The sequence below is a fragment of the Streptomyces hygroscopicus subsp. hygroscopicus genome, assembly GCF_030269125.1.
Classification (GTDB): domain Bacteria; phylum Actinomycetota; class Actinomycetes; order Streptomycetales; family Streptomycetaceae; genus Streptomyces; species Streptomyces hygroscopicus_C.
This window is the reverse complement of sequence record NZ_BSSM01000009.1, coordinates 135,195-148,032: the sequence shown is the minus strand read 5'-3', so window position 1 is coordinate 148,032 and position 12,838 is coordinate 135,195. Positions and strand designations below refer to the sequence as shown.

13 protein-coding genes and 1 pseudogene are annotated in these 12,838 nt (G+C 73.2%); 9 read left to right on the top strand and 5 right to left on the bottom strand.

The window, feature by feature from the left end; genetic code table 11:
- The first annotated feature begins 106 nt into the window (after positions 1-106).
- The 4 genes and pseudogenes from QSK45_RS21060 to QSK45_RS21045 all read left to right on the top strand — a co-directional run.
- The gene (locus tag QSK45_RS21060; RefSeq protein WP_285559125.1) at positions 107-1,045 is read left to right on the top strand and encodes an ROK family protein; all 939 of its coding nucleotides are present in this window, start codon (positions 107-109) and stop codon (positions 1,043-1,045) included.
- Entirely contained in the window at positions 1,045-2,208 is a 1,164-nt protein-coding gene (gene nagA, locus QSK45_RS21055) for an N-acetylglucosamine-6-phosphate deacetylase (RefSeq protein WP_285559123.1), read from the top strand. The genes QSK45_RS21060 and nagA overlap by 1 nt, the downstream gene beginning before the upstream one ends.
- A gap of 129 nt (positions 2,209-2,337) precedes the next feature.
- Positions 2,338-3,288 carry a 1-phosphofructokinase family hexose kinase gene (locus QSK45_RS21050; RefSeq protein WP_285559121.1) on the top strand — a complete coding sequence of 317 codons (951 nt, stop codon included), beginning with the start codon at positions 2,338-2,340 and terminating at the stop codon, positions 3,286-3,288.
- 77 nt (positions 3,289-3,365) lie between these two features.
- Positions 3,366-3,565 (top strand): annotated as a pseudogene (locus QSK45_RS21045) (1-phosphofructokinase); the annotation flags it as partial.
- 52 nt (positions 3,566-3,617) lie between these two features.
- Here QSK45_RS21045 and QSK45_RS21040 read toward each other — a convergent pair.
- Together QSK45_RS21040 and cdgB are read right to left on the bottom strand one after the other, a co-directional pair.
- Positions 3,618-4,541 carry a carbohydrate-binding protein gene (locus tag QSK45_RS21040; protein ID WP_285559119.1) on the bottom strand — a complete coding sequence of 308 codons (924 nt, stop codon included), beginning with the start codon at positions 4,539-4,541 and terminating at the stop codon, positions 3,618-3,620.
- 117 nt (positions 4,542-4,658) lie between these two features.
- A complete protein-coding gene (gene cdgB / locus QSK45_RS21035; RefSeq protein ID WP_285559117.1) occupies positions 4,659-6,311 on the bottom strand; it encodes a diguanylate cyclase CdgB in 1,653 nt (550 codons plus the stop codon).
- Between the two features lie 312 nt (positions 6,312-6,623).
- Here cdgB and QSK45_RS21030 point away from each other — a divergent pair, with 312 nt between their 5' ends.
- Positions 6,624-7,196: a flavin reductase family protein gene (locus tag QSK45_RS21030; protein WP_285559115.1), complete on the top strand. Its 573-nt coding sequence runs from the start codon at positions 6,624-6,626 to the stop codon at positions 7,194-7,196.
- A gap of 54 nt (positions 7,197-7,250) precedes the next feature.
- Positions 7,251-7,712 (top strand): GNAT family N-acetyltransferase, encoded by a 462-nt coding sequence (locus tag QSK45_RS21025; RefSeq protein WP_285559112.1) that lies wholly within the window; start codon positions 7,251-7,253, stop codon positions 7,710-7,712.
- Between the two features lie 29 nt (positions 7,713-7,741).
- Here QSK45_RS21025 and arfB read toward each other — a convergent pair whose 3' ends face one another.
- Positions 7,742-8,179 carry an alternative ribosome rescue aminoacyl-tRNA hydrolase ArfB gene (arfB, locus tag QSK45_RS21020; protein ID WP_285559110.1) on the bottom strand — a complete coding sequence of 146 codons (438 nt, stop codon included), beginning with the start codon at positions 8,177-8,179 and terminating at the stop codon, positions 7,742-7,744.
- Between the two features lie 203 nt (positions 8,180-8,382).
- Between arfB and QSK45_RS21015 the strand changes: the two genes are divergently transcribed.
- Positions 8,383-8,958 carry a TerD family protein gene (locus QSK45_RS21015; RefSeq protein ID WP_285559108.1) on the top strand — a complete coding sequence of 192 codons (576 nt, stop codon included), beginning with the start codon at positions 8,383-8,385 and terminating at the stop codon, positions 8,956-8,958.
- 73 nt (positions 8,959-9,031) lie between these two features.
- Here QSK45_RS21015 and QSK45_RS21010 read toward each other — a convergent pair whose 3' ends face one another.
- Positions 9,032-10,423, bottom strand: coding sequence for a M1 family metallopeptidase (locus QSK45_RS21010; protein WP_285559106.1), 1,392 nt, complete (start codon positions 10,421-10,423; stop codon positions 9,032-9,034).
- A gap of 72 nt (positions 10,424-10,495) precedes the next feature.
- On the opposite strand from QSK45_RS21010, the gene QSK45_RS21005 reads away from it, so the two are divergent.
- On the top strand, positions 10,496-10,996 hold the full coding sequence (locus QSK45_RS21005) for a hypothetical protein (RefSeq protein ID WP_285559104.1): 501 nt from the start codon (positions 10,496-10,498) through the stop codon (positions 10,994-10,996).
- Between the two features lie 18 nt (positions 10,997-11,014).
- Here the strand turns inward: QSK45_RS21005 and QSK45_RS21000 are convergent, their stop codons facing one another.
- Positions 11,015-11,692 (bottom strand): pentapeptide repeat-containing protein, encoded by a 678-nt coding sequence (locus QSK45_RS21000; RefSeq protein WP_285559103.1) that lies wholly within the window; start codon positions 11,690-11,692, stop codon positions 11,015-11,017.
- Positions 11,693-11,805: 113 nt separating this feature from the next.
- Here QSK45_RS21000 and QSK45_RS20995 point away from each other — a divergent pair, with 113 nt between their 5' ends.
- Positions 11,806-12,777 (top strand): zinc-binding dehydrogenase, encoded by a 972-nt coding sequence (locus QSK45_RS20995; protein ID WP_285559101.1) that lies wholly within the window; start codon positions 11,806-11,808, stop codon positions 12,775-12,777.
- Positions 12,778-12,838 lie beyond the last annotated feature (61 nt).

The following is a 12,838-nucleotide window of genomic DNA, read 5'->3' as shown; positions in this document are numbered from 1 at the left end:
AAAATCCCGACCCCTGCTGCTCGAACGATCATGAGATGAACGCCTAAGGTCTACACCACGTGAGTGGACTAGACCTCTCGCGGGTCAGCGGGTCACACTGTTCCCCGTGAGACATGTCATCGCCCTGGACGTGGGCGGTACCGGGATGAAGGCCGCCCTCGTCGGGGACGACGGCGTCCTGCTGCACCGCGCCCGCCGCGCCACCGGCCGCGAACGCGGGCCCGACGCGGTGGTCGCGGGCATCCTCGACTTCGCCGCCGAGCTGTACGCGTACGGCGCCGAGCACCACGGCACGCCGGCCGCCGCCGGCATCGCGGTCCCCGGCATCGTCGACGAGGAGCAGGGCACCGCGGTCTACTCCGCCAACCTCGGCTGGAAGGACGTGCCGCTGCGGGACCTGCTCGCCGAGCGGCTCGGGGTGCCCGTCGCGCTCGGCCACGACGTGCGCACCGGCGGACTCGCCGAGGGCCGGATCGGGGCGGGCCGGGGCGCGGACCGCTTCCTGTTCGTGCCGCTCGGCACCGGCATCGCGGGCGCCATCGGGATCGACGGCCGGGTGGAGTCGGGGGCGCACGGTTTCGCGGGCGAGATCGGCCACGTCGTCGTACGACCCGGGGGCGCGCCCTGTCCGTGCGGGCAGCGCGGCTGCCTGGAGCGGTACGCCTCCGCGGCCGCCGTCAGCGAGGGCTGGGCGGCGGCCGGCGGGAACCCGGACGCGGACGCGGCCGACTGCGCGCGGGCCGTCGCGGCGGGCGACCCCGCGGCCCGGCGCGTCTGGCAGGAGGCGGTGGACGCGCTCGCCGACGGGCTGGTCACCGCCCTCACCCTGCTGGACCCGCGGACGCTGATCATCGGTGGCGGTCTCGCCGAGGCCGGGGAAGTGTTGTTCCAGCCCCTGCGGGACGCCGTCCGGCGCCGGGTGACCTTCCAGAAACTGCCGTCCGTCGTCCCCGCCGCCCTCGGCGACGCCGCGGGCTGCCTGGGCGCGGGACTGCTGGCGCGGGATCTCTTGACGATCACTTCTACTCCGGAGGTAGACACCTGATGGCCAGTCCAAGAGGAGCCACGACGAACCCGCAGGTACTCACCGGCGCGAACGTGGTCCTCCCCACCAGAACGGTGCAGAACGGCCGGCTGTGCGTGGACGGCACGCGCATCACCGGCACCGCGCCGGCCGGCGCCCGGACCGTCGACGTGAGCGGCCACTGGCTCGTCCCCGGCTTCGTCGACCTCCACAACCACGGCGGCGGCGGGGCCTCCTTCTCCGGCACCGCCGAGGAGATCCTCACCGCCGTCCGCACCCACCGCGAGCACGGCACCACCACCCTCGTCGCCTCCACCGTCACCGACGCGACGGACGCGCTGGCACGCCAGGCCGGGCTGCTCAGCGAGCTGGCCGAGCAGGGCGAGATCGCGGGGATCCACTTCGAGGGCCCGTTCATCTCGCCGTGCCGCAAGGGCGCCCACTCCGAGGCGCTGCTGCGCGACCCGGAGCCGGCCGAGGTGCGCAAGCTGATCGACGCGGCGCGCGGACAGGCACGGATGCTCACGCTCGCCGCCGAACTGCCCGGCGGCATCGACTCGGTACGGCTGCTCGCCGAGCACGGGGTGATCGCGGCGATCGGGCACACGGACGCGACGTACGAGCAGACGGTGGAGGCCGTGGAGGCGGGCGCCACGGTCGCCACGCACCTCTTCAACGCGATGCCCGCCCTCGGCCACCGCGCCCCCGGCCCGGTCGCGGCGCTGCTCGAGGACGAGCGGGTGACGGTCGAGCTGATCAACGACGGCACGCATCTGCACCCGGCCGCGCTGGAGCTGGCCTTCCACCACGCGGGCGCGGACCGGGTGGCCTTCATCACGGACGCGATGGACGCGGCCGGGATCGGCGACGGCCGCTACATGCTGGGCCCGCTGGAGGTGGAGGTCAGCGAGGGGGTGGCGCGGCTGGTGGAGGGCGGTTCGATCGCGGGCTCCACGCTGACGCTGGACCGGGCGTTCAAGCGGGCGGTGACGGTGGACCGGCTGCCGGTCGGGGACGCGGTGAAGGCCCTGTCCGCCAACCCGGCCCGTCTGCTGGGCCTTTCGGACCGCGTCGGCTCCCTGGAGCCCGGAAAGGACGCGGACCTGGTGCTGCTGGACGCCGAGTTCGACGTGAAGGGCGTGATGCGGCGGGGCGAGTGGGTGGTGGCGCCCCAACTGGGCTGATACGCCCGGCTTTTCCCCGAGGTGGCGGCCGCCCCGCGACTGGGCCGGTCGCCGTCCGTTTGGCATGATCGGGGCCCGGCGACGCGGCGACGGGCGGCGGCGCCAGGTACTTCGAGGGAGGCAGCCCGGGTGATCCTCACGGTCACGCTGAACACCGCTCTCGACATCACCTACCGGGTGCGCTCCCTGCGGCCGCACGCCTCGCACCGGGTCTCGGAGGTCATCGAGCGGCCCGGCGGCAAAGGCGTCAACGTGGCCCGGGTGCTGGCCGCGCTCGGGCACGAGGTGACGGTCACCGGGTTCGCGGGCGGCGGCACGGGCCGGGCGGTACGGGAGCGGCTCGCCGGCACCGAGGGACTGGCGGACGCGCTGGTCCCGGTGGCGGGGGCGACCCGGCGCACCGTCGCGGTGGTGGACGAACGCTCCGGCGACACCACGCAGTTGAACGAGCCGGGCCCGCAGATCACGCCCGCCGAGTGGGGCGCCTTCCTGGACCGCTACGACGGACTCCTCTCCGGCGCCTCGGCGGTGGCCCTGTGCGGCAGCCTGCCGCCGGGGGTACCGGTGGGGGCGTACGCGAACCTGGTGCGCGGCGCGCGGTCCCGCGGCGTGCCGGTCCTGCTGGACACCAGCGGCGAACCGCTGCGCCGCGGGGTGGCGGCCCGCCCCGACATCATCAAGCCCAACGCCGACGAGCTGGCCGAACTCACCGGTTCCCACGAGCCCTTGCGCGCCACCCAGGACGCCCGCCGCCGGGGCGCCCACACCGTCGTGGCCTCCCTGGGCGCGCAGGGCCTGCTGGCCGTCAGCCCCGAGGGCCGCTGGCACGCCGCCCCACCCATCACACTCCACGGCAACCCGACGGGCGCGGGCGACTCGGCGGTAGCCGGCCTTCTGTCGGGGCTCGTCGAGATGCTCCCGTGGCCGGACCGCCTGGCCTGCGCAGTCGCCTTGTCGGCAGCGACCGTCCAGGCCCCGGGCGCCGGCGAGTTCGACCGAGCGGTGTACGAGGAGCTGCGGGGGCGGGTGGCGGTGACAAGTGAGGTCACCGCGGCTTGGAACCGACTCACTCATGGGTGACGATCATCGACCCGCGCCACCCTTGAGAACATACGATCGCCGGCGACCAAGGACTTGGTTCTCGCTGGTGGACCTCGGCGGTGGCCCTGTGCGGCAGCCCCCCGCCGGGGGTGCCGGTGGGGGCGTACGCGAACCTGATACGCGGCGCGCGGTCCGCCGGGGCGCCCACACGGTCGTGGCCTCCCTGGGCCCGGACGGCCTCCTGGCGTCCACCCCGGAGGGCCGCTGGCGCGCCGCCACCCCGACCCGGCTGACCGGCATACGAGGAGCTGCTGGGCCGGGTCACGGTGCTCGAAGCGCCGGAACAGAGCCGATGAGCCATGGACGGCTCAGCCGGTGACCTGGCCCGCCTTCAGCCACAGCTGGTCCAGCAGGACGTTGCACTTGTCGCCCGGCTGGCAGGAGATGGAGATGGTGTTGTTGCCCTTCTTGAGCGTGGGCCACACGTAGGAGCGGGTCCAGCCGTGGGCGAAGTCGTTGTCGGCGGCGTGGCGCCAGTTCTTCAGCCCGAGCTTGCTGCCGAACTCCTTGCCGTTGACGGTGACCGTCATCGACTGGTCCTCGCCGGTCGCGCTGTACCCGGTGAAGAGGGTGTAGGGGCCGTCCGAGGGGACGTCCACGCTCCAGGTGACGGAGGCGCCGACCTGGTTCAGGCCACCCACGTACTTGCCGCCCGCGGCCCGCGAGGCCTTGACGTCCGTGGCCGGCGCGGCGCCGCCGGACAGCTGCACCGAGCTGTCCGCCGCATCGACCTTCGGCAGTTCACCGCCCGCCGAGCTGCTGCTCGTCGGGGTCGGCGCCGTCGACTGCTGCTGGGTCGGGGTCGCGCCCGCCTGGTTGCCGGACTTGTCGTCGTCCGAGTTGCCGTTGATCATCGCGACGCCGATGCCGATGACCACCGCGGCGACCACCGCGATCGCGCCGATCAGCAGGCCCTTGGTGTTGGGCCCGCCGCGGCCGGGGCCGGACCGGGGGGCCGGGGGGCGGCCGGTCGGCGGCGTGCCGCCGGGCAGCGTCTCCGGGGCCTGGTAGTGCGCGTTCGGCTGGCCGTAGGCGCCCTGCTGCTGCGGGACGTAGGGCGGCTGCTGCTGACCGTACTGACGCTCGCCGACCGTGCGCACCCTGCTGACCGAGTTCGGGTAGCCGTAGCCACCGGACGGCGGCTGCGCCCCTCTGGCCTGGCCGTCTGCGTACAGGTAGCCGAACGGGTCGTCTTCCTCGGGCGTGCTCGCGCCGTTGTCGCCGGGCGTCATCCCTTGGTACTCCTCAACAGGTGCGAACGGATGCGGTCATGGCTGGAAAGGCGAGCCTACCCGCTCCGGTTGTGCCAAACGGGTGACGCAGACCGCATCAACCGTCCGACCTGCGGTTCATCCCGCACGTCGATGCTGTTTGGGACGAGATCGTTTCTCTACGTACATCCGCTCGTCAGCCGACTTCAGCACTTCGTCGGCCGTCATGCCGCAGTGCGCCCAGCCGATGCCGAAGCTCGCGCCCACCCGGACCGCCCGGCCCTCGGCCCGGATCGGCTGGATGATCTCGTTGCGCAGCCGTACCGCCAGGTCCTGGGCGTCGGCGCGGCCGAGCCCGTCGGCGAGGATCACGAACTCGTCGCCGCCGAGCCGGGCCACCGTGTCACCGTCGCGCACCCCCTGGGACAGCCGCCGCGCGACCTCGATCAGCACGGCGTCGCCCGCGTTGTGCCCGAACCGGTCGTTGATCGACTTGAAGCCGTCCAGGTCGCAGAAGAGCACCGCGAGCCCCTTGGTGCCGTCGTCCTGCTCGCCCTCGGGGGCGACGGTGTGCACATGGTGGTCGTAGCCGTCGTACGTCTCGGCGCCCGGCGCGAAGTCGAAGCCGTGCCCGGTGGGGCCGTCGAAGGCCGAGGGGTGGCCGTAGGCCGCGTCCAGGGACTCCAGGGCGTGCGCGGGGCGGCGGCACAGCCGGGCGGCGAGCCGTGAGCGCAGCTCGGCGGAGTTCGGCAGGCCGGTCAGCGAGTCGTGCGAGGCGCGGTGGGCGAGCTGGAGCTCGCGGCGCTTGCGCTCCTCGATGTCCTCGACGTGCGTGAGCAGGAAGCGGGGCCCGTCGGCCGCGTCCGCGACCACGCTGTTGCGCAGCGACACCCAGACGTAGCTGCCGTCGCGGCGGCCGAGCCGGAGTTCCGCCCGGCCGCCCTCCGCGGAGGTGCGCAGCAGGGTGCCGATGTCCTCGGGGTGGACCAGGTCGGAGAAGGAGTAGCGGCGCATCGCGGAGGCCGGGCGGCCGAGCAGCCGGCACAGGGCGTCGTTGGTGCGCAGGATGCGGCCGTGCTGTTCACCGCCCAACTCGGCGATGGCCATGCCGGACGGCGCGTACTCGAAGGCCTGCCGGAAGCTCTCCTCGCTCGCCCGCAGCGCCTGCTGCTCGCGCTCCAGGCGCACCAGGGCGCGCTGCATGTTGGAGCGCAGCCGGGCGTTGCTGATCGCGATGGCGGCCTGGAAGGCGTACATCTGGAGGGCCTCGCGGCCCCAGGCGCCGGGCAGCCGGCCGTTGCGCGGCCGGTCCACGGATATGACGCCGAGCAGTTCGCCGCGGGAGCCGCCGGGCACGCCCGGGGTGTACATGGGCGCGAAGAGCCGGTCGGAGGGGTGCCACTCGTCCTCGAAGCGGGGCGCGGGCCCGTCCGTGAACCACTGGGGCACGTCGTCGTCGTCCAGCACCCAGCCCTCGGTGTGCGGTATGAAGACGAGGTCGCCCCAGCATTCGCCCATGCCGAGGCGCCGCTCCCAGGCGTCACGGGAGCCGACCCGGCCGGTGATCAGGGCCTCGGCGGCGGAGTTGCCGGAGAAGGCCGCGACGACGAGGTCGCCGTCGGGGCGTACGAGGTTCACCGCCGCCATCTCGTAGCCGAGGGCGTTGACCACGCCGTCGGCGACGGACTGCAGGGTGTCCGCCAGGCTGCGTGCCGTGTTCATGTCGGCCATGACCTGGTGCAGCTGACGCAGGGACGCAAGACGGACGTACGGCTCCGACTCGGTCTCCATGCTCGCCCTCCCCCCGAGACCTCGCAGCGAATCAAGGGTCGTCGTCTTCGGCGTCTCGTGGTTCTCCAGCAGTTTCCCAGCCACTGAATCACAGTGCGCTGCCCACCCGGTACACAGGGTCAACAATTCAGGCCCCTTGTGACTCAAGTCACAGCAAAACGTGAACAATTGGGCGGAGATTCCGCGTTTTCCCGGCGTTCACCGCATGCCGGGGCCACCGTTGCGCGCACCGCTGTCCGCCGCTGGTCCTAGGACCCGGCTCGGGCGGAGGCCCGATGCGGGGTGCACAGGGCGCAGACTAGCGTTTCCGGCGTGCTGAAGACGCCTTCCCCCACCGCCCCCGCCGCTTCCGGGCATGCTGAGGGGGTGAGCAACGACGAGTTCCGGGCCGCGATGTCCCGCCTGTCCTCCGGTGTGGTCCTGGTCACCGCGCAGGAACCGCCGCTCGTCCCGGACGACCCGGACGCGCCGGGCGTGGAGGACGTCGGCATGACCGCGACGGCCTTCATGTCGGTCTCCCTGGACCCGCCGCTGGTGCTGGTCAGCCTGCGGAACGGCTCGCGCATGGACGACCTGCTCGCCGAACAGCCGCTGTGGGCGGTGTCGGTGCTCGCCGAGAGCCAGCGGCACGTCGCGGGGCGCTTCGCCATGAAGGGCCGCATCAGCGACCGGCTCCTGTTCGAGGACATCGCGTACGCCCGCGGCGAGGTCACGAACGCCCCGCTGGTCGGCGGCGCGCTCGCGACGCTGGAGTGCCGGACCGAGCAGCGGGTGGCGGCGGGGGACCACACGCTCGTCATCGGCCGGGTGCTGACGGCCCGGGTGCCGAGCGCGGAGGGCGGGCCGCTGATGTATTTCCGGGGCCGGTACCGGCAGTTGGGCTGAGCCTCCCTCGTATTTCCGTGGTGGCGGACCGAAATCACCGCCTAGGGTGCGCGGATGACACCGCACCTGGAAGAGATCACGCCCCGCACCTTCGAGGCGGCCGTCGGCATCCGCGTCCGGCCCGACCAGGAACACGCGGTCGAGCCGGTGGAACGGTCGCTGGCCGAGGCGTACGTCCACCCCGCGGGTGTGGCCTGGCCCCGGCTGATCCTCGACGGCTCACGGCCGGTCGGGTTCCTCATGGCCTTCCTCGACATCGACTGGTACGGCGACGGGAGCGTGCGCCGGTCGGGGCTGTGGCGGCTGAACATCGCGGCGGGCGAGCAGGGACGGGGATACGGACGCTTCGCGGTCGCCGCCGTCGGCTCGGAGATCCGTCGCCGGGGCGGCTCCGAGCTGTATGTCACCTGGCACCCGGGGGCGGACGGCCCCGAGGACTTCTATCTCCGGCTGGGGTTCAGGAAGAACGGGGAGACGAGTGGGGGGCAGACGGTGGGGGTGCTGGGGCTGGGGTGAACCGGCGGGTGCGGGGGCGTGGCGGTCCGCTAGCCCCAGTCCCGCCCCGTGCGCCCCCGCTTGGTCTCGGCGCGCTGTTTCTTCTCCCGCAGCCGGCGCTCGTTGATGCCACGCGGTATCCGGGTGGGCTTGCGGGGCTTGGGCGGGGGTGCGCTGGCCTCCGCGAGGAGGGCCGCGAGGCGTACGGCGGCGGCCTCGCGGTTGCGCCACTGGGAGCGGTGCTCGGACGCCCGTACGGTCACCACCCCGTCGACGAGCCGGCCGGCCAGCCGCTCCAGGGCCCGCTCCTTCCACACCGGCGGCAGCGCCTCGGTGGCCGCGAGGTCGAAGCGCAGCTCCACCTGGGAGTCACTGGTGTTCACATGCTGCCCGCCGGGCCCCGACGATCTGGAGAAACGCCACATCAGCTCGGCCTCGGGAAGGGAGACGGAGCCGCGGATGACGTGAGGACCGGACATGTCTTCCATGTTCCCGGCCCCGGGCGGTCGCGTCACCTGGATTTCCGGATCGGCGGGAAGCCGCCGGGAAGCCGTCGGGATGAGGCATCGGTGAGGAGGCGTCGGTAAAAAAGGTAAAGGGGCGCGGAACCACAGGGACCCCCCTCGTCGTTGTCCCGGGTGACGGTAGCTTCGTCGGCACGCACAGCGAACACTAGGAAGGGACTCCCAACATGGCTGTAAGCCTGTCCAAGGGTGGCAACGTCTCGCTCTCCAAGGAGGCTCCGGGCCTGGCGGCCGTCACCGTGGGCCTCGGCTGGGACGTCCGCACCACCACGGGCACGGACTTCGACCTGGACGCCTCCGCCATCGCGGTCAACGCGCAGGGCAAGGTCTTCTCGGACGCCCACTTCGTCTTCTTCAACAACAAGCAGACCCCGGACAGCACCATCGTGCACACCGGCGACAACCGCACGGGCGAGGGCGCGGGCGACGACGAGGCGATCAACGTCAACCTGGCCGGCCTCCCGGCCGACATCGACAAGATCGTCTTCCCGGTCTCCATCTACGACGCGGAGAACCGCGGCCAGAACTTCGGCCAGGTGCGCAACGCCTACATCCGCATCGTCAACCAGGCGGGCGGCGCGGAGATCGCCCGCTACGACCTCTCCGAGGACGCCGCCACCGAGACGGCCATGGTCTTCGGCGAGCTGTACCGCAACGGCGCGGAGTGGAAGTTCCGCGCCGTCGGCCAGGGCTACGCCTCGGGTCTGGTCGGCATCGCCCAGGACTTCGGCGTCAACGTCTGACGAACCGCCGTCGCCGCCCTTCCCCTGCGGACACCGGGGAAGGGCGGGGCCGGGTCCTCGGCGGGGCTCCGGTTCACGGGTGCGCCGGTCTGCCGTCTCCGTAGAGCCAGTCCTTCCAGATCTCGCCGAAGTCCTTGCCGGGGAAGCGCCGTTGCACCCATGCCGTGAAGTCGGCGGTGCTCGCGTTGCCGTAGCGGTGGGAGGCCGGCCAGGCGCGCAGGAGGGCGAAGAATGCCTCGTCGCCCACCTTCCGGCGGATCTTGTGGAGGACCATCGCGCCGCGTTCGTAGACCGGGGACGCGGAGATGTGGGCGGCGTTCGAGGGGGTCGCCGGGGGGAAGGCCCACAGGGCGTCGTCGTGGGCGTGGTAGAAGGACAGGAAGGTCTGCTCGGCCGTGTCGCCGCCGTGGTCCTCGTCCCACAGCCACTGGGCGTACGTGGCGAAGCCCTCGTTGAGCCACATGTCCCGCCAGGACTTGGGGGTGACGCTGTCGCCGTACCACTGGTGGGCGAGTTCGTGGACGAGCGTGCCGAGTTCGGGGGCGCCGGGGAAGACCGGGCGGTTCTGGGTCTCCAGCGCGTAACCGGCGTCGTCCGGGCGGTCGATGACGGCGCCGACGGAGGAGAAGGGATACGGCCCGAAGGTGTCCTCCTCCCACTTGACGACCTCGGGCAGCCTCGCGAGGACCCCCGCGCTCGCCTCTGCCTGCGTGGGGTCGACCGCGGTGAGGACGGGCAGCCCGCCGGGGCCCTTGGACCGGGTGATGTCGAAGTGTCCGATGGCGACCATGGCGAGGTAGTCGGCCATGGGCTGGGCGGTGTGCCAGCGGTACGTCGTGCGGCCGCCCCGGGTGGACCGGCCGACCGGTTCCCCGTTGGAGACGGCCTGGAGGCCCTGCGGGACGGTGATGGCGATGTCGTACGACGCCTTGTCGGACGGGTGGTGGTTGCCGGGGAACCACGCCATGGACCCGACCGGCTCGCCGAGGCCGAGCGCGCCGTCGGCCGTGGTCAGCCAGCCCTCCGCGGAGCCGTCGGGATCGGTGAGGGTCCTCGGGACGCCGGAGTAGCGGACCGTCGTGCGGAAGGTCCGGCCCTCGCGCAGGTCGTCGTGCGGCCGGACGGTGAGTTCTTGTCCGGCCCGGTTGTAGCGGGCGTCCCGGCCGTCGACGCCGACCGAGTCCACGTGCAGCCCGGCGAGGTCCAGGTCGAACGCGGACAGGTCCTTGGTCGCGCGGGCCGTGATGACCGCCGTACCGGTGAGGCGTCGGGTGGCCGGGGTGTAGTCCAGGGTGAGGGCGTAGTGGCCGACGTCGTACCCGCCGTTGCCCGCCTTCGGGAAGTACGGGTCGCGCAGGCCCGCGCCACCCGGCGTGCCGTGCACCCCGCCCCCGCACCCGGTACCGGTGAGCGCGAGTGCCAACGCCGATGCGACGGCCGGCACCAAGCGTACGGATCTGGACATGTCAGCGATCTTAGGCGGAGGCGGATCGGAGCGGGCGGCGGCTCCCGCGCGGCGCCATGACACCATCGTCAGGTGCTCGACATCGGCTACGCCCTCTCCAACCGGTTCCCGGACCCCCCGCAGACCGACTACCGCCGCGCGGACGTCCGCGCGCTGCGGCACGACCTGTTCTGCGGGGACGTGTACCTCGCGGACACGAAGACGGACCGGGAGCTGTCCACGGCCTGGGGATGGGTGCCGGTGCTGGACTTCGCGTGGGCGCTGTGCGACATCGTGGAGCTGCTCGACCGGGACCCGATGGGCTCCCGCGCCGCCCGTCCGCAGCGGGCGGAGCTGGACTTCACCGAGTCCAGTGACCGGATGCTCTTCGAGCGCCGCTTCGGCTGGGTCGACATCACCGCCGACTGGCAGCCGTCGGACGAGGCCCCGCTCGCCTTCTCCCATGCCGAACTGCGCCGGGAGGCACGGGACTTCCTCCAGGACCTGGTCGCCGACCTCGTCGACCTCCATGAGGAGCTGGGCGAGAACCCGGCGATCTGGACCCTCCAGGCCCGCTTCCCCCGTGTCTCCTAGGCCCTGACCCCCAGCTCCCTACTCCACGCGTATCCCGAGCGCCGCCGCCAACGCCGGTGCCAGGTCCAGCAGCTGGGCCGCCCCGATCACCGCGCCGGACAGCCGGTCGAGGCCCCGGGTGATCTCCAGCGGCGCGGCACCGCGCAGATCGACGTCCTTCAGCGTGGCCCCGGTGAGGTCCGCCCCCCTCAGCGCGCAGTCCACGAACTCCACCCGCTCCAGGCGGGCGCTCCCGAAGTCCGGTTCGACCAGGACGCAGGACTCGAAGACCACGTCCCGCAGTCGGGCCATGCGCAGGTTCAGGAAGTCGATCTTGCCGCCGCGCACGACGACCCGCTCCAGCACCGCGCCGTGCAGCTGGGTGCCGCCGAGGCGCGGATCGGTCAGTTCGACGTCGCGCAGGGTGGCCTCGGAGAGGTCGGTGCCGACCCCGCGCAGGCCGGCGAGCGCGGAGTCGAGGACGCGGGCGTGGCGCAGCCGTGTCCCGTCGACCGCGCAGCCCCGCAGCGCGCAGTCCATGAACCGGGCGCCGGCCGCGTCCTGTCCCGCCAGGTCCGCGTCCCGGAACTCCAGCCCGTCGTAGTCGCCGTCGGGCTCCAGTCCCCCGCCGTCCCACGGCGCGGGCGGCGGCAGCCGCAGCTCCGGCCGCCGTGCGCCCCGTCCCACCCGGCTCCCGCCGGTCGTTCTCCTCGCCATGGGGCCCATGCTGCACGCCGCCACTGACAATCGCCCCCGGCGCCCTTGACCTCAAGCACGCTTGAGGTCGGAGAGTGGGCCGACCGACACAGCCGTCCATCCGGGGGCCGCCCATGCACGCCGTACGCCTGTACGCCTTCGGTCCGGCCGAGAACCTGGCCTACGAGGAAGCCGAGGACCCCGTCCCGGGCCCCGGGCAGGTGCGGATCGCGGTCGCCGCGGCCGGGGTGCACCTGCTCGACGCGGCCCTCCGCGCCGGGCACCGCGGCCCGCTGCCCGCGCCGCCCGCCCTGCCCACCGTGCCCGGCCGCGAGGTCGCCGGCGTGGTGGACGCGGTCGGCGACGGGGTGGCCGAGGCGTGGCTCGGGCGGCGTGTGGTCGCCCACCTGGGCCTCGCGTCCGGCGGATACGCCGAACTCGCCGTCACCGGCGCCGAGCGGCTGCACGAGATCCCCGGGCCGCTGAGCTTCGCGGCGGCCGTCGCCATGATCGGCACCGGCCGCACGGCCCTCGGCGTCACGGGGTTCGCCGAGCCGGGCCCGGACGACGTGGTGGTCGTACCGGCGGCCGCGGGCGGCATCGGGACACTGCTCGTGCAGTACGCCGCGACCGCGGGGGCGACCGTGGTCGGGCTCGCCGGCGGGGAGGCGAAGACGGAGCGGGTACGGGCGAACGGCGCGGACCTCGCCGTCGACTACACCGCGCCCGGCTGGGCCGCCGAGGTCCGCGCCGGGCTCGGCGGGCGGGCCGCGACGATCGTCTACGACGGGGTGGGCGGCGCCGTCGCCCGGGACGCCGTGGCGCTGCTCGGGCCGGGCGGGCGCCACCTCGTCTTCGGCTGGTCGGCGGAGGGGATCGGCGAGGGCCGCGGGTACGCCGTGGCCGGGGTCTCCGAGTCCGTGCTCGGACCGGGGCTGACGCGGCGCGGCGGGGGCCTGCGGGCACTGGAGGAGCGGGCGCTCGCGGAGGCCGCGCGCGGCCGGCTGCGGCCCGCCGTCACCCGCTTCCCGCTCGCGCGGGCCGCCGCCGCGCACCGGGCACTGGAGAACCGCGGCACCGTGGGGAAGGTGGTGCTGGAACCCTGAGAAATCCCTGAGAAAAGGGGTGGAAGCACCCAGATGCGACACCTCCCGATCCATGGTGTTC